Genomic DNA, 25,381 nt, shown 5'->3' with positions numbered 1-25,381 from the left:
GAATTACAACTACGGATTATGCCGTAAGTGATGCCTGTATTGTTGCAAGCGCGGCTGCCGGATCCTCTGCTTGGGTTATAGGTCGACCAATAACCAAGACTTGAATACCCTGCTCTGCCGCTTGTTCGGGCGTCATCACTCGTCGCTGGTCACCTTGGGCTGTACCCGCCGGACGGATACCTGGGGTAACCAATACAAAGTCCTTACCACATTGTTGTTGAATCATTGCGGCTTCTTGCGCAGAACATACTACGCCATCTAATCCGACCTTTTGCGTCAATGCTGCCAATTGTAAAACTTGCTGTTCAGGTGTGCATTGTATTCCCACTTCGGCAAGATCACTGGCGTCCATACTGGTTAATACTGTAACTGCAATGAGTAGTGGTGGATCTGAGTAATCAACAAGTGCATCGCGCGCCGCCTCAAGCATGCGACGACCACCAGAGGCATGCACATTGACCATCCAAACACCGAGATCAGCCGCAGCACGAACTGCTTTGGCGACTGTTGTTGGAATATCGTGAAATTTTAAATCAAGAAAAACTCGAAAGTCGCGCGCTACCAGTTCACGGACAAACTCAGGACCTGCGGCGGTAAATAATTCCTTGCCAACTTTTAACCCACACTGGCTTGGGTCGAGTTGTTCGACCAGAGGCCATGCCGCTTCAGCATTGGCGTAATCAAGCGCAACAAAAACAGTCGGTTGCTGTGTCATCTAATCCCCATCTAATCCTGTTATCGGTTTAATTTCCCCCCAAACCCGGCACGAGGGGCAGTGCCAATACAATGTTTTACCCGAAAAACCACAATGTCGGCAGCGATATTTTGGTCGCTGTTGCATTTGCTGTTGCACCAATCGTTGCAGCATCAACAAACTATCCCGCGCCTTACCAACATCGGCTGCGCGAATATGAAAGTCCATAAGTTGATGAAAGCCCTTCATGGTCGGATTACGCAGCAATGCAGACTGCATAAACTGTTCTGCTTCTTCTATGGTTCCTGCTTTAGCAATCGCTTCAGATAACAGCATTGCGGCAGCAGTCGAGTTTGCTTCACTGACGCATTTATGCAGGAATTGAACAAAACCAGCTTCGTCTTCCTGACTGGTAAAACAGGCTTTTAAACTAGGTAACGCCTCAGAGATAAATGCCGGATCAGCATCAAGGATACTCATAAGCATGCGTTGCGCTTTGTTTACTTCACCCTGCTCGAACCACATCCGGCCTAACGATAACGCTGCGCGAACATTATCAGGGTCATGCTTGCGCGCTTTTAAATAAAATTTTTCGGTTGCTGCAAAATCGTTTTGCAGGTTTGCAAGTTCGCAGTAGAGTTGGGCCACCACCAGTCCTGCACTTGCATCATTACGGGCTAGTTTAAGTGCGACTTTGCTCGCTTTATCCCATTCATGAGTTGCTTCATAAAGCTCAAGCAGATACCGCTGACAGGGTTCTGCGAACTCCTTATCCATTTGCAAGGCTAAAAGCATTTCTTCCGCGCGATCAAAAATACCTGCGGCCAGATAGTCTAAACCGAGTTCAAACATGGCATGCCGACGCTGCTGCTCACTTATCGCCGGGCGAGAGGTTAAATTCTGATGGATTTTTATGGCGCGATCAATTTCACCACGACGGCGGAATAATTTCCCGAGCGTCCAGTGGGTTTCCAAGGTATCGGAATCAACATCCAACAACTGAATAAATAAATCGACGGCTTTGTCAGGTTGGTCCGACAGCAGTAAGTTAAGCCCTGTTACATACTGTTTTGAGAACTCTTCCTGGTCACGGCGCTCTTCACTACGGACACTGTTGCGCCCCATGAACCAGCCATATGCTGCGGCTACCGGTAACAGCAGGAACAGCAACTCAAGCATCGGCGGATTCCCGTCCGACTAGCTGTTTGCGAAGCTTTCGATTCTCATTTTTTAACACCCATTGGCGACCCAACATACTTAGCAAGCCAAGCAAAAAACCGAGCAGGATAAATGCACCGGTCAGCACGGAGACTGGCAAAGTTATTTGGCCAACAAGAAAGTCGAACGGGATCGCTTGTTTGTTTAGCGCACCAAAGGCAACGGCTAAAAGAAACAAGAGCAAAAGGGGTAAGCCAATAAAGATAAATCGCAGCATTGCTGGGGTCCTAGCAGTCATAAAAAAACGGCATGCTTTACTATAGCATGCCGTTTTGCTGAACTCGACGCGAAAATGGCGTTCGTCTAACTAATGTTGTCTACGCGTTCACGTAGCTCTTTACCTGGTTTGAAATGGGGAACATGTTTGCCCTCCAATTCAACTTTGTCACCAGTTTTCGGGTTACGCCCTACTCGTGGTGCCCGGTAATGTAGTGAAAAACTACCAAACCCTCGAATCTCGATTCGATCGCCACCAGCAAGTTGCTGGGCCATTTGTTCGATAAGCTCTTTCACCGCATCCTCTACCTGACGCGGAGAAAGCTCAGGATACAATGTCGCTAACTGTTGAATCAGCTCCGATTTTGTCATCTTAAGCTCCTCTTTGTTGCGTCGCTACCGAGCACGCTTGGGTTCTTAGTCGTCGTTCTTAGCCGCTTTGAAGGCTTCAGCCATTGCGTTACTAAAGTCAGTGTCGTCTTGCTGCTTAGTATTCACAGAATCCACGGCTTCTTTCTCTTCAACTTCGTCTTTCGCACGAATCGACAGGCTCAACGTACGGTTCTTACGATCCACGCCCATGAAGCGCGCTTCAACGTCATCACCTACTTTCAACACTGTGGACGCATCTTCAATGCGGTCACGTGAGATGTCAGCTACACGGACGTAGCCTTCTACGCTGTCAGCCAGTTCAACTTTAGCGCCCTTGGCATCAACTTCGATGACCTTACCAGTAACGATAGCACCTTTTTTGTTCGCCGCCAGATAATTGTTGAACGGATCTTCTTCTAGTTGTTTGATACCTAGAGAAATACGCTCACGCTCGGCGTCGACTTGTAAGACCACTGCAGTGACTTCTTCGCCTTTTTTGAATTCACGAACAGCTTCTTCACCTGGAGCATTCCAGCTGATGTCTGACAAGTGAACAAGACCATCAATGCCGCCGTCAAGACCGATGAAGATACCAAAGTCAGTAATTGACTTGATCTTACCGCTAACTTTTTCGCTCTTGTTAAAGTTCTTAGCGAACTCTTCCCAAGGGTTAGGCTTACATTGTTTCAGGCCAAGTGAAATACGACGACGTTCTTCGTCAATTTCAAGCACCATAACTTCAACCGCATCATCCAAGTTTACAACTTTAGATGGGTGAACGTTTTTGTTGGTCCAATCCATTTCAGAAACGTGTACCAAACCTTCAACGCCTTCTTCGATTTCAACGAAGCAACCGTAGTCAGTTAAGTTAGTCACACGACCTTCAAGACGATGCCCTTCTGGGTAACGTGCTGCGATATCTGACCATGGATCTTCGCCAAGCTGTTTCAAGCCTAGTGATACGCGCGTGCGCTCACGGTCAAATTTCAATACTTTAACGGTGATTTCGTCACCAACGTTCACGACTTCACTTGGGTGCTTAACGCGTTTCCAAGCCATATCGGTGATATGCAATAGACCATCGACGCCGCCTAAATCAACGAACGCGCCGTAATCAGTAAGGTTCTTAACGATACCTTGAACTTCCTGGCCTTCTTGCAAGTTCTCAAGCAACGCATCGCGCTCAGCACTGTTTTCAGTTTCGATGACAGCACGGCGTGAAACCACAACGTTGTTACGTTTCTGATCAAGCTTGATAACTTTGAATTCTAAATCTTTATTCTCTAGGTGTGCAGTTTCGCGAACTGGACGAACGTCTACCAAAGAGCCTGGTAAGAACGCACGTACGCCACCAAGGTCAACTGTGAAACCGCCTTTAACTTTACCGCTAATGATACCGGTAACAGTCTCTTGGTCTTCGTAGGCTTTTTCCAGTTGTAACCAAGCTTCATGACGCTTAGCTTTCTCGCGTGACAAGATTGTCTCGCCGAAGCCATCTTCTACTGCGTCTAGAGCTACATCGACTTGATCGCCGACGCTGATTTCAATTTCGCCTTCCGCATTGCGGAATTGCTCGACTGGAATAGCACTTTCAGACTTCAGGCCAGCGTCAACTAAGACGACATCACGGTTAATCGCAACGACAGTACCTTTTACGATAGAACCTGGGCGAGTTTCGACCTCTTTTAGGCTTTCTTCAAACAGCTGTGCAAAATTTTCTGACATATGAGTTGACTTACTTCAGTTAAGTACATCCATCAAACAATCCGGTGAGATGGGGTTGTTAAAATTAATCTGTTCGCATCCTTACTACAGACCCCTAAGCTGGCAACAATTACGAGGTTGCCTTCTCAGTATTAGTGAGTTTGCCATGAGCAAACGTCAAGATTTGATCCACGACTTGGTCAATGCTCAAATCTGTTGAATCTATATACAGAGAATCCTCAGCAGCCTTCAATGGGGCAACCGAGCGATTCATGTCGCGTTCATCACGTTCCTGGATTTCGGCGATTAATTGGTCGATTTTAGCAGTAAAACCCTTCTCGAGCAATTGTTTGTAACGCCGATCAGCACGTTCTTCAGCACTTGCGGTAAGAAATACCTTCGCCGCCGCACTTGGAAAGACTATCGTGCCCATATCGCGGCCGTCGGCAATCAGTCCAGGTAACTCGAGAAACGCCCGCTGACGACGCAATAAAGCTTCGCGAACCCGCGGTAAAGCAGCGATCTTAGATGCCATGTTACCCACAGCCTCATTACGAATCGAGATGGTTACGTCTTCACCCTCGAGAATGATGTGGGTAAGCTCTTTTTCGTTTGCCACTTCAAATTTCACATCGAGATTACTGGCTAATGCGACCAAACTTTCTTCATCGTCTGGGGCAAAGTCGTGATGTAAGGCCGCCAATGCTAATACCCGATAGATAGCGCCACTATCAAGCAAGTGCCAGCCCAGCTGGTCCGCTAAAATGCGGCTTACTGTACCTTTCCCTGCCCCACCGGGGCCATCAATCGTTATTACAGGAATTGATTCGGTCATAAACATCCTCTACCAACTAAAAGCGCCGCAATTATACGGGTCTGGCAGAAAATTGCATCTTTATTAGGTAATGCGTTGTAGTTCGCTGAAATAGTTTGGGTAGGTTTTCGCACAGCAGTCGGGATCTTCAATCGTCACTCCGGCCGCGCTAAAGCCGAGTAAAGAGAAACACATGGCCATGCGATGGTCATCATAGGTGGTAATTTGCGCGTGTTTAATCTGTTCCGGCGGTTCAATAATCAGATAATCGTCACCCTCTTCGACAACGGCGCCAGTTTTTCGCAATTCCGTCGCCATAGCATGCAGCCGATCAGTTTCTTTAATGCGCCAGTTAGCAACGTTGCGGATCGCTGTCGGGCCTTGCGCGAACAGCGCTAACGTGGCAAAGGTCATGGCGGCATCAGGGATAGCGTTTAAATCAGCATCAATGCCGCGTAAGTCGCCGCCCTGTACTTCGATATACTCGTCGTGGAGGGTTAATTTTGCACCCATTTGGCGCAGGTAATCAACAAAGGCAATATCACCCTGAATGCTTTTGCGTCCCACCCCTTCTATCCGCAAAGGTCCTCCACCGAGCACACCGGCACCGAGCCAGTAACTTGCGGCACTCGCATCACCTTCAATCCAATAGCTTGTGGGCGAGCTGTAACTTTGTCCACCGGCAATAGTAAATGCCTGGCGATCGTGTTGTTCAATCGTGATACCAAAATCACGCAACATAGCTAGGGTCAATTCAATGTAGGGCCAGGAAACCACCTCACCAGTCAAGATCAAGTGACTCGATTGCGAAACCAACGGAAGTGCCATCAACAAAGCTGAAATGTACTGACTTGAAGCGCTACCATCAACGTGGATGCAGCCACCTTGCAGACGTTGCTCGATCCGCAACGGCGGAAAACCTTGCTGCTGTTGATACTTCACCGCGGCTCCGCCTTCCACCAGTGCCGCGACCAGATCAGCAATGGGACGTTCTTGCATGCGTGCGTCACCAGTGAGATTGATCGGCGCACTGGTGGTTGCCGCAAGTACCGCTGTAAGTGGGCGCATTGCCGTACCCGCGTTGCCCAAATAAAGCTCTTGCGGCTGCATTGGCCACACGCCAGCGCAACCTGTTACCTTGACAGTGGTCGCGTTAAGTTCATCGATGGTCACTCCGAGTGCCCGCAATGCGTCCAACATTCGTTGCGTATCATCACTACGTAGTAGATGACGCAACTCAGTGACTTCGCCGCACAAAGCTGCCATCAGCAAAGCGCGATTCGCGATGCTCTTCGAGCCAGGCAAATCAACCTTGCCACGACAGCTTGTTAAGCCTTTGAGCGTTAGCGTGTTCAGCACTGAGGTGTCAACCTATCAATTTACGCATGGCACGAATGAAAGCTTCGTTTTCTTCCGGTAAGCCGATACTTACCCGCAAATGTCGCGGTAATTCATAACCCGCTACAGGACGGACAATGACACCTTCGTGTAACAACTGTTGATAGAGTTCGCCGGCGTTGTCACCAACCTCGATGGTAAGGAAATTTCCATGGGAAGGAATATAGTTAAGCTTTGTCGATTCACAAAACTCGATTAATTGCTCCATACCAGCAGCGTTAACAGCCACCGACTGCTGCAAATAATCAGTATCGTCAAGCGCAACTTCAGCCGCCCGTAGACTTAAGCTGTTCATATTGAATGGCTGGCGCGCACGATTCATTAAATCGGCGACATCCGGATGCGACACCGCATAGCCTGCGCGCAAACCTGCTAAGCCATAAGCTTTTGAAAAGGTGCGAGTAACGATAAGGTTGGGATGCTGTGCAACCCACTCAAATGATGGCGACCGCTCATGCTCAGCAACATATTCAGAATAGGCTTCATCAAGAATGATCAACACCTTGGGCGGGACTTGACTAATGAACGATTGCAACGCCTCGGTGGATAAAAAAGTACCCGTAGGGTTGTTTGGGTTGGCCACAAAAATCATCCGTGTTTTATCCGTAATCGCCGCTAACATTGCATCGAGATCGTGACCATAGTCTTTTGCCGCAACGGCGATGCCGCGCGCACCTATCGCTTGTGTCACTAACGGGTAAACCACAAAAGCATGCTGCGAAAAGATGACCTCATGCCCGGCATTAACAAAGGTCCGAGCAACGAGTTCGAGCACGTCGTTTGAGCCATTACCAAGCGTAATTTGCGCAGTTTCAAGCGAGAATTTTTTCGCTAACTTTGACTTAAGATAAAAGCCATTGGCATCTGGGTAGCGGGCCAGACCGCTCAAGGTTTCTTGTAATGCGGCACGAACCTTTGAGCTTAAGCCCAATGGATTCTCATTTGACGCGAGTTTAACGATACCTTGAATTCCCAGTTCACGTTCGAGTTCTTCGATCGGTTTACCTGCTTGATAAGGTTGCAGGTTACGTACGCCCTGGTTAGCTAATTGTTTTGCATCAAACATAATTATGTGTCTTTTATTAGGTGTGTTGTTGCTCAAATTCACGCATAAAGTCGACCAATGCGACCACGCCTTCAATTGGCATTGCGTTATAGATACTTGCCCGCATACCACCAACAAACCGATGTCCTTTGAGACCCAGTAATCCTTGCTGTTCCGCGGCTTTCAGGAAGTCGTCATCACGTTGTGCATCGGCAAGCAAAAAAGGTACGTTCATTTTCGAACGAAAGTCAGGATGAACCGGGTTGCGATAGAAGTCCGAACTGTCAATATAATTATACAATAGATCCGCTTTACGCTGGTTAACTTGGCCCATAACCGCTAAGCCACCCTGCTCTTTCAACCACTCAAATACCAATCCGGATAAGTACCAAGCCCAGGTATTCGGCGTGTTGTACATGGAGCGTTCCTTCGCCTGCACGGTGTAATCCATGATAGTCGAGGTAGTGCCTTGCGCCCGACCGAGAAGATCGTCACGTACTATCGCAATGGCGAAGCCCGACGGTCCAATATTTTTTTGCGCGCCCGCGTAAATAACGCCGAAACGCTCTACTGCAAGAGGTTCAGACAGGATGTTGGAAGACATGTCAGCAACCACAGGTGCAGTCACTGCATCGGGGATCTGATGTAAAGCAACCCCGTCGACGGTTTCATTTGGACAATAGTGGAAATAGGCCGCGTCGGCACTTAATTGCCAAGCCTCAGGTGCTGCAAGAGCTCTACCCTGCTCGGTATCGATAGCACCGCCAACGACATTGACCTGAGCCACATATTTTTGTGCTTCACGAATGGCAAAGTCAGACCAAACACCACTGTTCAGGTAATCAACAGTAGCATTTGGCCCGGCAATATTTTGTGGCACTGCACTAAATTGACCACGTCCGCCGCCGTGCATAAACAACACCTGATAGTTCTCCGGAATTACCAGGAGATCTCGTAAATCTTGTTCTGCTTGTGCCGCCATCTGCATAAATGCCGGATCCCGATGACTGATTTCCATCACCGAGATTCCACTGCCCCGCCAACTTCTTAACTCTTTTTGCGCACGTTCTAATACCGCTCGCGGTAACATCGCTGGACCAGCAGAGAAATTATACGGGGCCGTCATTATGCTTAGTTACTCCTGGTTCGGATCCGTTGGCTTCTCACCATCGCTCGCGGTAACACTGTCAGCTGCATTCTCAGTAACATTCTCAGTAGCATTCTCAGCAGCTTCGACTTGTTCAAGTTCTTCGATCTCGTCGAGCTCATCAATACGCTGCATACCAACTACTTTTTCATCAGCAGCGGTACGAATTAAGCGCACGCCCTGAGTGTTACGGCCAACAATTGAAACTTCATTCACACGGGTGCGCACCAGCGTCCCCTTGTTACTGATCAACATGATCTGATTGGTATCAACAACTTCCATCGAGCCAACCACAGAACCATTGCGCTCACTAACTTTAATCGAAACGACACCTTTGGTAGCGCGGCTCTTCGCCGGATAATCGGTAATCGGCGTACGTTTGCCGAAACCGTTTTCCGTTACCGTAAGAATGGTAGGTACTTCTTCTTCGATGGTGCGTGGCACGATAAGTGACACGACCCGTTGTCCCTCTGCCAACCGGATACCACGTACACCTGTGGCGGTGCGTCCCATCGAGCGCACTTGGTCTTCGCTGAAGCGTACGACTTTACCGGCATCTGAGAACAACATAACTTCATCGCCGGCCGAGGTCATATCAACCCCGATGAGTTCATCGCCTTCATTCAAGTTAAGTGCAATGATGCCGCCATTACGTGGACGTGAATAATCCATCATTGGGGTTTTCTTCACGGTACCGTTTCTGGTCGCCATTAAGATAAACTTATCTTCAGGATAATCACGGGTTGGCAAAATTGCGGTAATTCGCTCATCGGCCTCGAGTGGTAACAAGTTGACTATAGGTCGTCCGCGCGAGGCACGGCTTGCCAACGGCAACTGGTAGACTTTCATCCAGTAAATTCGACCACGGGTAGAGAAGCACAGGATAGTATCGTGGGTATTGGCCACCCATAACCGTTCGATGAAATCTTCATCCTTCATCTTGGTCGCCGCTTTACCCTTACCGCCACGCCGTTGTGCTTCGTACTCAGTCAATGGCTGGTACTTCACATAACCATGGTGCGACAGCGTAACCACCACGTCTTCTTCGTTAATCAAGTCTTCCATGGAGATGTCGTGAGCCGCAGCCGTAATCTCTGTGCGACGAGCATCGCCATATTCCGCTTTAATTTTTTCCAGCTCTTCGCGAATGACTTCCATCAGGCGCTCTGAGTTGTTCAAAATAAGCAACAGCTCTTCAATTTGGCCGAGCAAATTCTTATATTCTTCAAGAATTTTTTCATGCTCAAGACCGGTCAGCTTGTGCAAGCGCAAATCAAGAATTGCTTGGGCTTGCTCTTCGGTCAGGTGGTATTCATCGTCACGAATACCATATTCTGGAGCTAAATGGTCAGGTCGAGCAGCATCAACACCGGCGCGCTCAAGCATGTTGGCAACATCGCCTAAAATCCAGGCACGACTGACTAAGCCAGCTTTGGCTTCGGCAGCTGTTTGCGAGTGACGAATCAGCTCGATAACGTCGTCGATGTTGGCTAATGCAATGGCAAGACCTTCAAGGATGTGGGCGCGCTCACGCGCTTTACGTAACTCATAAACCGAGCGGCGGGTGACCACTTCGCGACGATGCAAAACAAAGCAATCGATCATGTCACGTAGGTTGAACAGGCGCGGCTGATTTTTATCCAGCGCAACCATGTTAATACCGAACACGACTTGCATTTGCGTGTTCGCATACAAGTGATTCAGTACCACTTCACCAACTTCACCACGTTTCAGTTCAATAACAATACGCATACCGTCTTTATCGGATTCATCGCGTAAACCGCTGATGCCTTCGAGACGTTTTTCTTTGACTAACTCAGCGATTTTTTCAATAAGTTTCGCTTTGTTAACCTGATAAGGAATTTCGTTAACGATAATGGCTTCACGGCCATTTGAATCGGTTTCGAACTCTGCTTTCGCCCGCAGATGGATACGGCCTCGGCCGGTACGATAGGCCTCGACGATACCTGCACGGCCAGAAATTGAAGCAGCGGTTGGGAAGTCAGGACCGGGGATGAACTCCATGAGTTCATCCGTCGTGATATCAGGCCGGTCAATCATGGCTAAACAGCCATCAATAACCTCACCCAAATTATGTGGCGGTATATTCGTCGCCATGCCCACGGCAATACCCGAGGAACCGTTCACCAAAAGGTTAGGAACGCGGGTGGGTAGTACATCAGGAATTTGTTCAGTGCCGTCGTAGTTAGGCACAAAGTCGACAGTTTCTTTGTCTAGGTCGGAGAGCAATTCGCTGGCGATTTTGGCCATGCGAATTTCGGTATAACGCATGGCGGCAGCGGAGTCACCGTCGACCGAACCAAAGTTACCCTGACCATCAACCAACATGTAACGTAATGAAAACGGTTGCGCCATACGAACAATAGTGTCGTAGACCGCGCTATCACCATGTGGGTGATATTTACCAATGACATCACCGACGATACGGGCTGACTTTTTATACGGTTTATTGAAATCGTTGCGCAATTCGTTCATCGCGAATAACACCCGACGATGAACCGGTTTTAACCCATCACGCACATCTGGTAGTGCGCGGCCAACAATGACGCTCATTGCATAGTCGAGATACGAACTTTTCAGTTCATCTTCGATATTGACCGGAACGACTTCTCTGGCGAGATCACTCATAGTTATATCCCTAAACGCTCAATCTTTCTTATAATTGTCTTAGTAGCAGCATTGTACCCTTAGCGCTGCCCTCTCGCATCCTTTTTCCGACGCTTTTTAGCCGTCGTGTGCTTTACCTCGACTTTTTTTAATTCGAGAGCTCCAGTACACTGTACCGAGTTTTTCAACTAAGCAGAAGTACTATGCAGCAATCAACTAATGTCGACCCGAAAGAAATCGAAAAATTTGGTGCCCTGGCCTCACGATGGTGGGATCCCGAAGGCGAATTTAAACCGCTTCACCAAATCAATCCACTTCGTGTCGAGTTTATTCAACGCCAGTGCGGCGGTGTGTTTGGTAAGCAGGTTCTCGACATCGGTTGCGGTGGTGGCTTGGTCACCGAAGCACTGGCTCGCGAAGGTGCTAAAGTTACCGGTATTGATCTGGCAGAGCAGTCGCTGCAAGTGGCGCGATTGCATGCTTTACAAAGTCAACTCAACGTTGATTACCAGTGTATCGCGGCGGAGGACTTCGCCACACAGCACGCCGGTGAATTTGACCTGGTAACTTGCCTTGAAATGTTAGAGCACGTGCCTGACCCGGCAAGTATCGTTGAAGCAGCCGCTAAGCTAGTTAAACCCGGTGGCACCCTAGTCTTCTCAACCCTCAATCGCAATTTGAAATCCTGGTTGCTAGGCATTGTCGCGGCGGAATATATCCTGCGCTGGGTGCCGAAGGGTACCCATGAACACGGCAAATTCATTCAGCCAGCGGAGTTACTACGGGTGACCGATGCGGTGGGCGCGAAAGCGCAAGCCATAACTGGGATCCATTACCTACCGTGGCGTGGCTTTTACCTCGACGACAGTAACGTTGATGTCAACTATATCGTTGCCTTAACGAAAGATGCTTGAGTTTTCCGATGCGCAAAGTGAAAGCAGTTCTTTTTGATTTGGATGGCACCTTACTCGATACCTAGTGCGTCGGCCCCGGTCAAAATGGCAGCCCGTGCCGCTGGAATGCGAACCGTACTGGCTCGCTATGGTTACATCGGCGCTGAAGAACAGCCAGAAAACTGGGCTGCCGACTACGAAATCCAGCAACCTTTACAATTACTCCAACACCTCCGCGATTACCACATCTAGTGTTAAGCTAGAATTTGACCGCTAGATGTTGTGCAAGCCTTTAAAATTAAGGCTTAGAGTTTTGTTCTATTAGCAAAGCGTTTGAAAGAGCAAAAAGTTATTTAAAAATAATTATTTTGTCTTGCATTTGCTAAACCTTTAGAACGGCAAGACTTTTAGCGAGCACCCTAATAGATGACGCAAATCTGCTTTGGAATTTAAACGCAAACGCGCTTGATCCCATTGCGATAAGTGCTAGCATACGATTATCAAACCAACCCAAGATATTGTGTAAATTTCACACAGAATGCCTATTCAACACTATATCTAGTGGTTCATAACTAAAAACATAACGATAAAATTGGTGGGTGCGCCGCATGAATCAAAAGCTTTTTGTTACCAAGCGTAGTGGTGAACGGGAACCGCTAGACCTAGATAAAATCCATCGCGTTATTAGCTGGGCTGCTGAAGGCCTCGATAACGTTTCGGTTTCTGAAGTCGAAATCAAATCGCGTATTCAATTTTACGATGGCATTAAGACCGAAGATATTCACGAAACCATCATTAAAGCGGCTGCCGATTTAATCTCTGAAGACGCACCAGATTACCAGTATTTAGCCGCGCGCCTCGCCATCTTCCACTTACGCAAACTTGCTTATGGCCAGTTCGAGCCACCGCATCTGTACGACCAGGTCACCTCCATGGTCAACAACGGTCGTTATGATGAGCATTTGCTTAACGATTACAGTAAAGAAGAGTTTGAGCAGATGAATGCCTTCATGGATCACTCACGTGATCTCAACTTCTCTTACGCTGCGGTAAAACAGCTGGAAGGCAAGTATCTGGTACAGAACCGCGTGACGGGCGAGATCTACGAAAGCGCGCAATTTTTGTATGTACTCGTGGCAGCCTGTTTATTTGCTGACTATCCAAAGGATACACGGCTGGATTACGTGAAGCGCTTCTATGATGCGACCTCACTGTTCAAGATTTCATTACCGACCCCCATCATGTCGGGCGTTCGTACCCCGACCCGTCAGTTTAGTTCCTGTGTTCTGATTGAAGCTGGCGATAGCCTCGATTCAATCAATGCCACCGCCAGCGCAATTGTGAAATATGTCTCCCAACGTGCCGGGATTGGCATTAACGCTGGACGTATTCGTGCATTGGGCAGCCCTATCCGCGGTGGTGAGGCTTTCCATACTGGGTGTATCCCGTTTTACAAGTACTTTCAGACCGCAGTCAAAAGCTGTTCACAAGGCGGCGTGCGCGGTGGTGCAGCCACCTTGTTTTATCCACTATGGCACCTTGAAGTGGAAAGTTTGCTGGTCTTGAAAAACAACCGCGGGGTTGAAGAGAACCGTGTCCGTCACCTCGATTACGGCGTACAGTTCAACCGCTTAATGTACTCACGTTTGGTAAAAGATGATTACATTACGTTATTCAGCCCTTCTGATACACCGGGTTTGTACGATGCCTTCTTTGCTGACCAAGCTGAATTCGAGCGCTTGTATGTGCAATACGAAAATGACGAATCGATTCGTAAAAAGCGCATTAAAGCTCTGGAGTTGTTCGGTTTGTTTATGCAAGAACGCGCCAGTACCGGTCGTATTTATCTGCAGAACGTTGATCACTGCAATACGCACAGTCCATTCGACCCAAAACTGGCTCCTATTCGGCAAAGTAACCTGTGCTTAGAAATCGCACTACCAACCAAACCACTAGCTCACGTTAACGACGAAGAAGGTGAAATCGCCCTTTGTACACTGTCAGCGTTTAACCTTGGGGCAATTAACACACTTGATGATCTTGAGGAGATGGCCGACTTAGCAGTGCGCGCCCTCGACAACCTGCTGAGCTATCAGGAATATCCAGTTCCAGCCGCGCGTAATGCCACTATGGGCCGCCGTACTTTGGGAATTGGCGTCATCAACTTTGCCTACTACCTGGCGAAAAACGGCGTTCGTTACTCCGATGGTTCTGCCAACGGACTGGTTCATCGCACCTTTGAAGCTATTCAGTACTATCTGATGAAAGCTTCCGTAAACTTAGCCAGAGAGCGCGGCGCTTGTCCGAAATTTAACGAGACCACTTACTCGCAAGGCATCATGCCTATTGATACCTACAAAAAAGACTTGGATGCGGTCTGTACCGAAGCCTTGCAACTTGACTGGGATCAATTGCGCGCAGAGGTGAAAAAGTACGGTATGCGTAACTCTACCCTGTCCGCTTTAATGCCTTCTGAAACCTCATCGCAGATCTCTAATGCGACCAACGGTATTGAACCACCACGCGGCCATATCAGTATAAAAGCCTCAAAGGATGGTGTTACTAAACAAGTGGTTCCGGATTATGAAAATCTGAAAGACGCTTACGAGCTGCTGTGGACGATTCCGAATAACAAAGGTTATCTGGAGCTAGTCGGCATCATGCAGAAATTCGTCGACCAAACGATTTCTGCGAACACCAATTATGATCCAAGTAAATTTGAAAGCGGCAAGGTTTCTATGAAGCAGCTGCTCCAAGACTTACTTTATGCTTATAAGCTCGGCGTGAAAACCTTGTATTACCACAATACGCGTGACGGTGCCTCAGACAACCAGGTAGACTTACGCGACAAGATTGACGCCAAACAACGCGAACAAGAGAACCAGCAAGCAACGGTAGACGTCACTGAAGAAGATGACGATTGTGCCGGCGGTGCGTGTAAAATCTAATAACAAGGCGCTAATTTAATGAGTTATTCAACGTTCAATAAGAACCAAATTAATCCGTTGCAGGAACCGATGTTCTTCGGAAATTCGGTTAACGTAGCGCGTTATGATCAGCAAAAACATAGTATTTTTGAAAAACTTATAGAAAAACAAATTAGCTTTTTCTGGCGTCCGGAAGAAATTGATGTCAGTCGTGATCGAGTTGACTTCCAAAACTTAAGTGAAAGCGAAAAGCATATTTTTATTTCGAACCTGAAATACCAAACCTTGCTTGACTCGGTGCAGGGGCGCAGTCCGAACATCGCCCTATTGCCGATCGTTTCCATTCCAGAGCTGGAAACCTGGATTGAAACATGGTCATTCTTTGAGACCATTCACTCGCGCTCTTATACGCACATTTTGCGTAACTTATTTACCGATCCGAGCCAAGTTTTCGAAGATATCGTCATCAACGACGAAATCCAGAAACGTGCGATTGATATCTCGAAATACTATGACGACCTCATCTTTTATACTCAGTTATGGCAGACCCATGGCGAAGGTGATATCGAAGTGGACGGTGAAGTTCACCAGGTCACCATGCGCGAACTAAAAAAGAAATTATTCCTCTGTATTAATTCAGTCAACGCACTTGAAGCCATTCGATTTTATGTAAGCTTTGCCTGCACCTTCGCGTTCGCTGAACGTGATTTGATGGAAGGTAACTCGAAGATCATTCGTTTGATCGCTCGTGATGAGAACCTACATTTAGTCTCAACTCAGAACATCTTAAACCTTTGGCAATATGGTCAAGACGACCCAGAGATGAAAGAAATCGCCGAAGAATTGCGTGATGAAGCGCTCGCGATATTTATGAAGGCCGTTGAGCAAGAAAAAGAGTGGGCACACTACCTGTTCCGTCACGGTTCAATGATTGGCCTTAATGAAGAGATCCTTTGCCAATACGTTGAATACATCGCCAACATGCGAATGGAAGCTATAGGTTTTGATGCGCCGTTCAACCAACGCAATAACCCATTGCCATGGATGAATAAATATTTGGTGTCGGATAACGTACAGGTTGCACCACAAGAAGCGGAAATCTCTTCTTACCTGGTCGGCCAAATCGATAGCTCAGTGAGCGCATCCGATTTAGGGGACTTTGAGCTGTAATTGCCATGAGCACCACCTTCAAAGTACGCGTCAACGGTCAGCATGAGCTGACCGTTGATCCATCCAAGGGCTCTTCTTTGCTCGAAGCGATGGAAGCAGCTGGCATCGAAACACGCTACCACTGCCGTGACGGTTTCTGCGGCGCCTGTCGCACACAGGTCACCAGCGGCACCATTGCCTACATTAATGAACCCCTCGCTATTGTCCGTCCGGGTGACTGTCTGGCTTGCTGCTGTGTACCCACTTCCGATTTAGAAATAGACCACTAATCGATTAAAGCGATCCCCTCAATAGACCGAGACCATTGGCGATCACCGCCGATTTCAGGCAGAATAAGCACCGTTAAGTAGTTTAAAAATTGTGGGAGTAACTATGTTTACAGTAATTTTTGGCCGTCCTGGCTGTCCTTTTTGCGTTCGTGCAAAACAAATCGCTGAAAAGCTTGTTGAAGATCGTGACGATTTTGAATTTCGTTACATCGACATGCACGAAGAAGACATCAGCAAAGCTGACCTGGAAAAAACTGTTGGTGCACCGGTGCAAACCGTACCGCAGATATTTATCGATGAAAAACACATCGGTGGTTGCACAGAATTCGAAGCTTATGCACGCGAAAATTTAGACTTGTACGCAGCCTAAATCTTCACTGCCGCGAGCGCTTGTTGAACCCGCTTTTCCGACACCGGATAGCGGGTTCCTAGTTTCTGGGCGAAGAAACTCACTCGTAATTCCTCTAACATCCAGCGAATCTCCACCAACGATTCCGGTAATGCCTGCCCCGCTGGCCATTTAGCTTTAAGTTCTTTATATGCCGCAGTAAGCTTTTGCAACGTGAGTAGATGAAGGCGATCACGATTTGGATCCACCGGCAATTTCTCCAAACGTTGCTCAATCGCTTTCAGGTAGCGTTCAATGTCCGTTAATCGTTGTGCCCCTGCCGCACTGACAAAGCCCGGATACACCAGTTCATCCAGTTGCTGTTTAATGTCTGCATGGGCCTGAATTTGATCGAGTGCCACCGAACCTTTCAGTTGCTTACTAATTTTCTGCGAGCCCACTAAACAGGGTTCAACCTGCCTCGCAATAGCTGTAACACGTTCGTTAAGTTCCGCACGAGCCAGCTCCACCATTTTGCGAAACGCTGTTTCAGTACGAATGGATTGGGCTGCAATAAACTCATCGAGGGCAGCAACAATGCAGTCTTCAATTAACGCATCCACTTTGCCCCAAGGGTTGTAGTACATCGCCAGCTTTGCTTTATTTGACAAGCTCTGCTGCAAGTAACGTACCGGTGACGGAAGTTGCAGCTGCAACAATTTCCTTAGTGCTTGCTGATGCGAATAGATCGCCTGCTCCGGCTTATCAAATAGAGTCTCCCGGACGCCATCTTTAGTCGCTTCTAATGCTGGGTAGGCTTTGACCGAATAACCACGATGTTGCCGTTCACGCAATTCCGGTAAAGTCCCGAATTGCCAGTCTGTCGCTGCTGTCTGCGTCGGCTGCTCCGTCACAGCTTCACGTAGCGCATGTTGCACCTTGCCTTGCAGCCGCTGTTGTAGAATCAGCAAGTCGCGACCGTCAGCAACGGTGGTACCCTTTCCATCTTCGATGACAAAGCGTACCTGCAAATAGCTCGGCAGCTGTTTGACATCCCAAGCATCATCGGGAACGCTGACCCCGGTCATACGCCGTAACTTCTCGCTCAGTACCTCAATTAAAGGACGCTGAAGTAACGCTTGCGGATCTTTCTCTTCGGCACAAGCTTGCAAAAATGCTTGTGCGTAATTAGGTGCCGGTACGAAATGGCGGCGCCAGTTTTTCGGCAGTGATTTGATCCAGTGCACCACCAACTGTTCGCGCAACGCGGGTACCTGCCAGTCGAAGCTCTGTGACTTAAGTTGATTCACCAATGTCAACGGCACATGCACCGCAACCCCATCAATGGGATCATTGGGCTCAAAGTGATAGCTTAACGGTAAAGTGAGAGCGCCTTGTTGCCAGGTATCCGGATACTCCAATTCGGTAACATGGGTAGCGTCCTGAGCCATCAGATCACTACGTTTAAAAAACAGCAGTTTAGCGTCCTTCTTCGCCGCTTTATGCCACCAGCCTGCGAGTAATTGCTCATTGTAAATACCCGCTGGGATTTGCGCATCGTAAGCGTGAAATAGCGCTTCATCATCCACCAGAATGTCACGCCGGCGTGATTTATCTTCAAGTTCACGGATTTCTTCTATTAAAGCTCGGTTATGCTGAATGAACGGCAATTGCCGTTTCAACTCACCAGTGACCAAACCATCGCGAATAAATATTTCCCGGGCAGCTACTGGATCAACTGGACCATACTGAACACGCCGCCGCGGTACGATAATTAATCCGTACAAGGTCACCTGCTCATCAGCGACCACCGAGCCTGATTTCTTCGAAAAGTGCGGTTCAAAATAATTGCGCTTCACCAAATGCTTGGCCGCAGGCTCGATCCACTCAGGTTCAATGCGCGCATTGACTCGTGCAAACAGTCGGCTGGTCTCCACTAATTCGGCTGCCATCAACCACTTCGGCGGTTTCTTAAACAAACCAGAACCCGGGAACACGTAAAATTTACGATTCCGCGCCCCTAAAAACTCGTGAGTTTCCTGCTTGTTGCCTAAATGTGAGAGTAGACCCGTTAACAGTGCTCGATGGACCGCCTCAAAACTAGCCTGTTCCTGATTGATCTTGTAACCCAAACCGCGAATCGTCTGCCGGATCTGACTGTAAACATCCTGCCATTCCCGCACCCGCAAAAAATGTAGAAACTCTGATTTTAACTGCCTCCGGAATTGGCTTTTAGACAACGTCCGTTGTTGTTCTTGTAAATAATTCCAAAGGTTCAAGTAACCATTAAAGTCGGAATCCTTATCGTGAAAGCGTTGGTGGAATTCATCCGCCTTTTGGCGTGACTCTTGCGGACGCTCGCGCGGATCCTGAATACTCAAAGCCGCGGTAATAACCATCGCTTCCTGCATACAACCAAATTCATTTGCGGCTAACACCATCCGCGCTAATCGTGGGTCAATCGGCAGTTGCGCCAGCTGTCGTCCAAGTGGCGTTAGTTGCGGACCAGCCGGCCGGCCACGGCGCCGTTTACCTTTACCGAGATGCAAAGCATGCAGCTCTTGTAACAGGTTCATACCGTCTTTAACAAAGCGTTCGTCGGGTCGATCAATAAATGGAAATTTGCGGATGTCGCCAAGCTTTGCCGCGGTCATCTGCAAAATCACTGCAGCCAAATTGGTTCGTAATATTTCAGGTTCGGTATATTCCGGACGCTGCAGGAAATCCTCTTCGCTGTACAGACGAATACAAATACCTGAAGCTACCCGCCCGCACCGACCCATACGTTGGTTGGCGCTCGCCTGGGAAATCTTTTCGATCGGTAAACGCTGAACTTTGGTGCGGTAGCTGTAACGGCTGATGCGCGCAGTACCCGGATCAATCACAAAACGAATTCCCGGTACCGTTAAGGACGTCTCAGCCACGTTTGTGGCGATAACGATACGCCGCTGACTATGACTTTGAAAAACACGGTTTTGCTCATTCGCCGATAAGCGGGCAAACAATGGCAACAATTCGGTATTCGGTAGCTCAAGTTCGCCTAGGGCTTCAGCAAAATCTCGTATTTCGCGCTCACCTGAGCCAAACACCAAAATATCACCACTTGCTTCGCGATAAAGTTCCTGTACCGCATCGCAAACGCCCTGCACCACGTCACCACTATCATCGCCACCTTCAAGCGGCTGGTAACGGGTTTCAACAGGGTAAGTACGGCCACTTACCGAGATCACCGGAGCATTATTAAAATGTTTCGAGAAGCGTTCTGTTTCAATGGTGGCCGAGGTAATCACTAATTTTAAATCAGGCCGTTTGGGCAGCAACTTGGCGAGTACACCCAGCATGAAATCAATATTCAGGCTGCGTTCATGCGCCTCGTCAATAATGAGCGCATCGTACTGGCGCAGCATGCGGTCATTTTGTAACTCGGCAAGCAACATGCCGTCAGTGACTAACTTTATCGCTGTGGTGGGTGCGGTTTGATCCTGAAAGCGAACTTTATAACCGACAGTTTCGCCCAATGGCGTCTTTAACTCATCGGCAATACGTTGCGCAACGCTTCTTGCGGCAAGTCGTCGCGGTTGGGTGTGACCAATCAAGGTGCCCTGCTGGTAGTCACCATAGCCAAGCTCTAACAACATTTTTGGTAGTTGTGTGGTTTTACCCGAGCCAGTCTCACCCGCCACGATAACCACTTGGTTCTCGCGTATAGCTTGTTGGATCTCGGCTTTAGCTTGTACGACCGGTAAGTCGTCGGGGAAGTGAATCGTCGTTTGCACGCGCTATCCTGCAGTTACATCAGCGGAAAGGCTAGAGTTTATCAGTGTCGCGCCAGCTTGTTAACGCCGCCGGTAAGAATCTCGAAAATAGCTGTCGATGGCACCGAGCACATCGGTGCGGGAAATGACCCCAACCAATTGCCGGTTGTCATCGTCCAGCACCGGATAGACTTTTGGTTTTTTGGCATCCATACGTTGTGCAATGTCGGTAATTGAATCATTGGCGTAGACACTCAGTACCTCGCCTTTGAACATACAATCACCGACATTTGCCGACATTTCCTTATGATAAGTATCGCGTAACATGGTTGCGAGGCAATCTTGCTCCGATAAAAATCCGATCACACGACGCTCGTCATCCACTACCGGACCGCCACGCTGACGGGTCTGCAATAACCTCTCCACAGCGACCTCAATGGGCGTTTTTGCCGTAAAGACTGCCGGACGACGATTCATAAAATCTGCAACTTTCATCGATTCCATAATTATGACCTCGCTTAATAGAACAGCATCAGTAATGCGCCATGCTTTAAACTAATTATATATAGTCAATCTTGGTAAATCGCAACCTCAGCTTCACCATTACCGACACGGCTTGCGCGATACATACCTTCAGTATTAAACGGCATGTGTACGTTCCCCCTGGCATCAAGAATAATAACGCCACCGGTACCACCGGCTGGAAGCAATACATCATGAATAACCGTGTCACCTGCAGTTTCCACCGATTCACCTAAATATTTCACTCGGCTACAGATATCGGCGGCCACATGATAGCGAATGAAGTATTCACCATGACCGGTTGCTGAAACTGCGCAACTGGAATTATCAGCCCAAGTACCCGCGCCGATGATCGGCGAGTCGCCAATACGACCGTAGCGTTTAGCCGTCATGCCACCGGTTGAGGTCGCAGCACTCAAGTTCCCCTGTTTATCGACTGCTACCGCACCAACAGTGCCATATTTATAGTTGTTGTCGAGCTCTACATAAGCTTGTTTATCGGCAACGCCCAAGTCTTCACGTGCTTGTTCGAGTTGTTCAAAGCGGTATTCGGTATCGAAATAATCATTAGCAACTTGCTCCAAACCTTGCTCCGCGGCGAACTGTTCTGCGCCTTCGCCACTTAGCATCACATGTACCGAATGTTCCATTACGCTACGGGCCAGTGCAATTGGACTTTTAATCGTTTTGACCCCGGCGACAGCGCCAGCTTCAAGGGTCGCCCCATCCATAATTGACGCATCGAGCTCATGCCCGCCGTCGAAGGTATAAACTGCGCCAAGACCGGCGTTAAACAGCGGTGAAGCTTCCATGATTTGAATAGCAGCGATGACTGCGTCCATGCTGGTTCCGCCATCCTCTAAGATCCTATGGCCAGCATTTAACGCTTCCGTCAATTTTGCTGTGTAAGCTGCTTCTTGTTCGTCGGTTAAGTGCGCACGGGTAATGGTGCCAGCGCCACCATGGATGGCGATGGCAAACTTATCTTCATCAGCCGTAACCGCAGCAGAGACCGGTTGCGCGACGCTGAGCGTGGTACTAACAGCTACCAGTGCTGCGGCAAATGTGGAGAGTTTCATCATATTGCTACCTTTCTTGTTGAAATGTAATAGTCGTTTTTATCCTGCCATGCGTCCGTCCCAACTACTAGCTCTAAATCTGCGGTCGAGCGCAGCAATTGCGGCAGCTATCGCAATCAGGTAGTCTAAACTTCAGTTTTCCTTCAACACGTTATCTAAACATGAGCGAAGCAAGCTTTTACTGGCACGACTACGAAACTTGGGGCGTAAATCCGCAAGTTGATCGACCTGCTCAGTTCGCAGGACTGCGAACCACACTCGACTTCGAACCTATAGCACGGCCGTTAACCATTTACAGTCAGCCGACACCTGATTTTCTGCCGCATCCGCAAGCCGTTATGATTACCGGAATCACGCCGCAGCATGCATTAGCCCAAGGTATGAACGAAAGCTCGTTCGCTGGCAAAATCGAACAACAAATGAGTGAACCTAACACCACCATAGTGGGTTATAACTCGATTGCTTTTGATGACGAAGTGACCCGTCACCTGTTCTATCGTAATTTTATCGATCCCTACGCGCACACCTGGCAACATAACAACTCGCGCTGGGATTTGATTAACGTGGTGCGCGCCTGTTACGCCCTGCGTCCAGAGGGAATTGTGTGGCCCGAGAATGAAGCCGGACAAGTAAGTATGCGGCTGGAACATCTGACCAAGGCCAATGGTATTGATCATGGTCAGGCGCATGATGCGATGGCCGACGTCTATGCCACCATTGCCATTGCCAAATTAGTAAAGACCGCGCAACCCAAGTTGTTCGATTACGCCTATAGCATACGCCGCAAACAAGCGCTCAAGCCATTAGTAGATTTAGTCAACTTTACACCCATCGTGCACATTGCTGGTTTTTATGGTGCTGACAATGGTTACCTGTCGCTGATCATGCCCCTCGGCTTTAAGGATGAGAATCCTAACGCCTTGGTGTACTGGAATTTACGCCAAGATCCTCGCGAATTAGCGGAGCTCAGCTCTGAACAATTGCAACAACGTCGCTTTGCCAAGGGTGAACAGCGTGAAAGCGCTGGCTGGGGCGTTTACGGTGCTCAGCAGCTGCAACTCAATCGTTGCCCATTTCTGGCACCACGCAGCGTGCTAAGCGCTGACGTCCAACAGCGTTGGCAACTGCCGCTAGACGAGATGCTAGCGCGCGCCGAATGGTTGCAACAGCAACCGCAATTACGTGAGCGATTAATTGCCAGTACCCAGTTGGAATACAACGATAGCGGTCCACAGGATCCAGAGCTGCAGCTTTACTCAGGTGAATTCTTCAGTGACCAGGATCGTTCCACCATGGCCATTATCCGCGCCACTGAGCCGCAGCAACTTGCTGCGCTAAATGTAAAATTTAGCGATGCACGCTTGCCCGAGATGTTGTTTCGCTATCGTGCCAGGAATTTCCCCGCCACTTTAAACGATGCCGAACTTCAGCGCTGGCGCCAGTTTTGTCAGCAACGCATGCTGGAACCTTTACCCAAAGCACTAACGGCGGAACAATTTATGTTCGAGTTAGAGCAAAGCGCGAGCTTGTATGCGGATGACGCACGCAAGCAGCGATTACTTAAAGACCTCTATCATTATGCCCAAAGCCTCTAATTCCAGTAATGCATTCGATTATGTTATCGTCGGTGGCGGCTCCGCTGGCTGTGTTTTAGCCGAGAAGCTGTCGCGCGATGACCGTTTTCGTGTTGCTCTGATTGAAGCCGGAGGTAAGGGTAAATCGCCCTTTGTGACCATGCCAGGCGGTGTCGCGCTCCTGTTGCACCACAAAGGTTTGAACTGGCAGTTACGCAGTGAAGATGCAAACTTGCGCGAAGGTAAAGGACTTTATACCCCGCGCGGCAAAGGTCTTGGTGGCAGTAGTGCTATCAATGCGATGATTTATACCCGTGGTGCGGCCGGCGATTATGATAGCTGGGCTAAGGTGACGAACTCGGACTGGGCCTGGGAAGCAGTTCTGCCACGTTTTCGTCAACTAGAAAACAACCAACGCGGTGCCGATGCCTATCATGGTGACCAAGGTCCACTGCATGTTAGTGATGTTGAGCCCTACTACACCGTCTCAAAACGCTTTATCGAGGCCGCAGTACAAGCGGGCATTCCCCATAATCGTGATTTTAATGGTGCTGACCTTTATGGCGTTGGAGCCTTCCAGTTCACCATTTATGAAGGCAAACGTTTTAGCGTACGACGAGCATTCCTCGAGCCCGCAACTGAGCGCAGCAATCTACAGGTCTTCACTCAGGCTCAGGTTGAGCGCGTAGTGATTCATCAACAACGTGCCACTGGCGTATTAATTCGCACAGGTTCACACGCCAGTCAGTTTATAGCAGCCAAGCGTGAAGTTATCCTCAGTGCAGGTGCTTTTCATTCGCCCCAATTATTAATGTTGTCGGGTATTGGTCCAGCCGATGAATTACGCCGCCATGGCATTGTGCCCGTCGTCGATAGTTCTGATGTTGGCGCTAACCTACAGGAACATGTCGATATTCTCGTGCACTACCGCAACCGCCAGAAGGACAGTATCAGCCTCGGCCCTGTCGGGCTTGCTAAATTAGGCTGGCAAACCTTACGCTATTGGCGCAAAGGCGATGGTGCTATGGCTCATCCACCGGCCGAAGTTGGTGGTTTTTTGCGTAGTGCACCGGAACTAGCAACCCCCGACATTCAATTACACCTCGTCCCCACCCGCTTTGACGACAGTGGTTACGATCTGCGGCCAGCTTTCGGCCATGGCTTTGCGTGTCATGCCTGTGTGTTGCGCCCTGAAACCCGGGGACGACTTTACCTTCATAGCGCTGACGTCTCCCAAGCACCTGGTTTTACCTATGATTTTATGCGGCATCAAGCCGACCAACAGGTATTGTTGTCAGGGGTTCAGCAAATTCGTGAAATCATGCAACAACCTGCGATGGCAGAGCATAACGGCGGCGAGGTGTTGCCAGGACACGCACCGAATGACGAAGAACTACTCAAGCGAATGCAAAAACATTGCGGATTAATTTATCATCCAACCAGCACTTGCCGTATGGGTAATGACGCTAATGCTGTTGTCGATGCACAATTGAGGGTGCGCGGAGTTGCTGGTTTAAGAGTGATTGACGCATCGATTATGCCCACCGTGATTAGTGGTAACACCAACGCGCCAACCATGGTCATTGCTGATATAGGTGCCGACTTTATCCTCGCCGACACCTAATCCT

21 protein-coding genes are annotated in these 25,381 nt (G+C 48.8%); 8 read left to right on the top strand and 13 right to left on the bottom strand.

Going from position 1 to position 25,381, the window contains the following annotated elements; translation table 11 throughout:
* Positions 1-16: 16 nt before the first annotated feature.
* The 10 genes from pyrF to gyrA all read right to left on the bottom strand — a co-directional run bounded on the left by pyrF (position 17) and on the right by gyrA (position 11,257).
* A complete protein-coding gene (gene pyrF, locus ACQ5ES_RS01940; RefSeq protein WP_445014279.1) occupies positions 17-715 on the bottom strand; it encodes an orotidine-5'-phosphate decarboxylase in 699 nt (232 codons plus the stop codon).
* A complete protein-coding gene (lapB, locus tag ACQ5ES_RS01935; RefSeq protein ID WP_445014278.1) occupies positions 716-1,873 on the bottom strand; it encodes a lipopolysaccharide assembly protein LapB in 1,158 nt (385 codons plus the stop codon).
* On the bottom strand, positions 1,866-2,129 hold the full coding sequence (locus ACQ5ES_RS01930; protein WP_445014277.1) for a lipopolysaccharide assembly protein LapA domain-containing protein: 264 nt from the start codon (positions 2,127-2,129) through the stop codon (positions 1,866-1,868). Before ACQ5ES_RS01930 ends, lapB begins: the two co-directional genes overlap by 8 nt.
* 86 nt (positions 2,130-2,215) lie before the next feature.
* Positions 2,216-2,500, bottom strand: coding sequence for an integration host factor subunit beta (gene ihfB, locus ACQ5ES_RS01925; protein ID WP_126762039.1), 285 nt, complete (start codon positions 2,498-2,500; stop codon positions 2,216-2,218).
* 45 nt (positions 2,501-2,545) lie between these two features.
* Entirely contained in the window at positions 2,546-4,225 is a 1,680-nt protein-coding gene (rpsA, locus tag ACQ5ES_RS01920) for a 30S ribosomal protein S1 (RefSeq protein ID WP_445014276.1), read from the bottom strand.
* Positions 4,226-4,334: 109 nt separating this feature from the next.
* Positions 4,335-5,039 carry a (d)CMP kinase gene (gene cmk / locus ACQ5ES_RS01915; protein WP_445014275.1) on the bottom strand — a complete coding sequence of 235 codons (705 nt, stop codon included), beginning with the start codon at positions 5,037-5,039 and terminating at the stop codon, positions 4,335-4,337.
* 63 nt (positions 5,040-5,102) lie between these two features.
* The gene (aroA, locus tag ACQ5ES_RS01910) at positions 5,103-6,377 is read right to left on the bottom strand and encodes a 3-phosphoshikimate 1-carboxyvinyltransferase (protein WP_445014274.1); all 1,275 of its coding nucleotides are present in this window, start codon (positions 6,375-6,377) and stop codon (positions 5,103-5,105) included.
* A 7-nt stretch (positions 6,378-6,384) separates the two neighbouring features.
* Positions 6,385-7,482: a histidinol-phosphate transaminase gene (hisC, locus tag ACQ5ES_RS01905; protein ID WP_445014273.1), complete on the bottom strand. Its 1,098-nt coding sequence runs from the start codon at positions 7,480-7,482 to the stop codon at positions 6,385-6,387.
* 16 nt (positions 7,483-7,498) lie between these two features.
* Positions 7,499-8,587: a 3-phosphoserine/phosphohydroxythreonine transaminase gene (serC, locus tag ACQ5ES_RS01900; protein WP_445014272.1), complete on the bottom strand. Its 1,089-nt coding sequence runs from the start codon at positions 8,585-8,587 to the stop codon at positions 7,499-7,501.
* 9 nt (positions 8,588-8,596) lie between these two features.
* The gene (gyrA, locus tag ACQ5ES_RS01895) at positions 8,597-11,257 is read right to left on the bottom strand and encodes a DNA topoisomerase (ATP-hydrolyzing) subunit A (RefSeq protein ID WP_445014271.1); all 2,661 of its coding nucleotides are present in this window, start codon (positions 11,255-11,257) and stop codon (positions 8,597-8,599) included.
* A 182-nt stretch (positions 11,258-11,439) separates the two neighbouring features.
* Here gyrA and ubiG point away from each other — a divergent pair, with 182 nt between their 5' ends.
* The 6 genes from ubiG to ACQ5ES_RS01865 all read left to right on the top strand — a co-directional run bounded on the left by ubiG (position 11,440) and on the right by ACQ5ES_RS01865 (position 16,865).
* Entirely contained in the window at positions 11,440-12,150 is a 711-nt protein-coding gene (ubiG, locus tag ACQ5ES_RS01890) for a bifunctional 2-polyprenyl-6-hydroxyphenol methylase/3-demethylubiquinol 3-O-methyltransferase UbiG (RefSeq protein ID WP_445014270.1), read from the top strand.
* A gap of 33 nt (positions 12,151-12,183) precedes the next feature.
* Positions 12,184-12,381, top strand: a complete 198-nt coding sequence (locus ACQ5ES_RS01885) for a hypothetical protein (protein WP_445014269.1) — start codon at positions 12,184-12,186, stop codon at positions 12,379-12,381.
* A 356-nt stretch (positions 12,382-12,737) separates the two neighbouring features.
* The gene (gene nrdA, locus ACQ5ES_RS01880) at positions 12,738-15,077 is read left to right on the top strand and encodes a class 1a ribonucleoside-diphosphate reductase subunit alpha (RefSeq protein WP_445014268.1); all 2,340 of its coding nucleotides are present in this window, start codon (positions 12,738-12,740) and stop codon (positions 15,075-15,077) included.
* 18 nt (positions 15,078-15,095) lie between these two features.
* Complete coding sequence (gene nrdB, locus ACQ5ES_RS01875) at positions 15,096-16,226, top strand: class Ia ribonucleoside-diphosphate reductase subunit beta (protein WP_445014267.1); 1,131 nt, start codon at positions 15,096-15,098, stop codon at positions 16,224-16,226.
* 5 nt (positions 16,227-16,231) lie between these two features.
* Positions 16,232-16,495: a class I ribonucleotide reductase maintenance protein YfaE gene (gene yfaE / locus ACQ5ES_RS01870; protein ID WP_445014266.1), complete on the top strand. Its 264-nt coding sequence runs from the start codon at positions 16,232-16,234 to the stop codon at positions 16,493-16,495.
* A 103-nt stretch (positions 16,496-16,598) separates the two neighbouring features.
* A complete protein-coding gene (locus ACQ5ES_RS01865) occupies positions 16,599-16,865 on the top strand; it encodes a GrxA family glutaredoxin (RefSeq protein WP_445014265.1) in 267 nt (88 codons plus the stop codon).
* On the opposite strand, the gene hrpA is transcribed toward ACQ5ES_RS01865, so the two are convergent.
* From hrpA to ACQ5ES_RS01850, 3 genes are all read right to left on the bottom strand, one after another.
* Positions 16,862-20,599 carry an ATP-dependent RNA helicase HrpA gene (gene hrpA / locus ACQ5ES_RS01860; RefSeq protein ID WP_445014264.1) on the bottom strand — a complete coding sequence of 1,246 codons (3,738 nt, stop codon included), beginning with the start codon at positions 20,597-20,599 and terminating at the stop codon, positions 16,862-16,864. The genes ACQ5ES_RS01865 and hrpA overlap by 4 nt on opposite strands.
* Before the next feature lie 60 nt (positions 20,600-20,659).
* Complete coding sequence (locus ACQ5ES_RS01855; RefSeq protein WP_445014263.1) at positions 20,660-21,082, bottom strand: CBS domain-containing protein; 423 nt, start codon at positions 21,080-21,082, stop codon at positions 20,660-20,662.
* A gap of 65 nt (positions 21,083-21,147) precedes the next feature.
* Positions 21,148-22,179, bottom strand: coding sequence for an isoaspartyl peptidase/L-asparaginase family protein (locus tag ACQ5ES_RS01850; protein WP_445015358.1), 1,032 nt, complete (start codon positions 22,177-22,179; stop codon positions 21,148-21,150).
* 161 nt (positions 22,180-22,340) lie between these two features.
* On the opposite strand from ACQ5ES_RS01850, the gene sbcB reads away from it, so the two are divergent.
* On the top strand, positions 22,341-23,774 hold the full coding sequence (gene sbcB, locus ACQ5ES_RS01845; protein WP_445014262.1) for an exodeoxyribonuclease I: 1,434 nt from the start codon (positions 22,341-22,343) through the stop codon (positions 23,772-23,774).
* Positions 23,758-25,377 (top strand): GMC family oxidoreductase, encoded by a 1,620-nt coding sequence (locus ACQ5ES_RS01840; protein ID WP_445014261.1) that lies wholly within the window; start codon positions 23,758-23,760, stop codon positions 25,375-25,377. Before sbcB ends, ACQ5ES_RS01840 begins: the two co-directional genes overlap by 17 nt.
* Positions 25,378-25,381: the final 4 nt, after the last annotated feature.

The organism is Pseudidiomarina xizangensis, from assembly GCF_052541995.1.
Note: the sequence above shows the minus strand (reverse complement) of the source record. Positions and strands in the feature narration are given on the sequence as shown.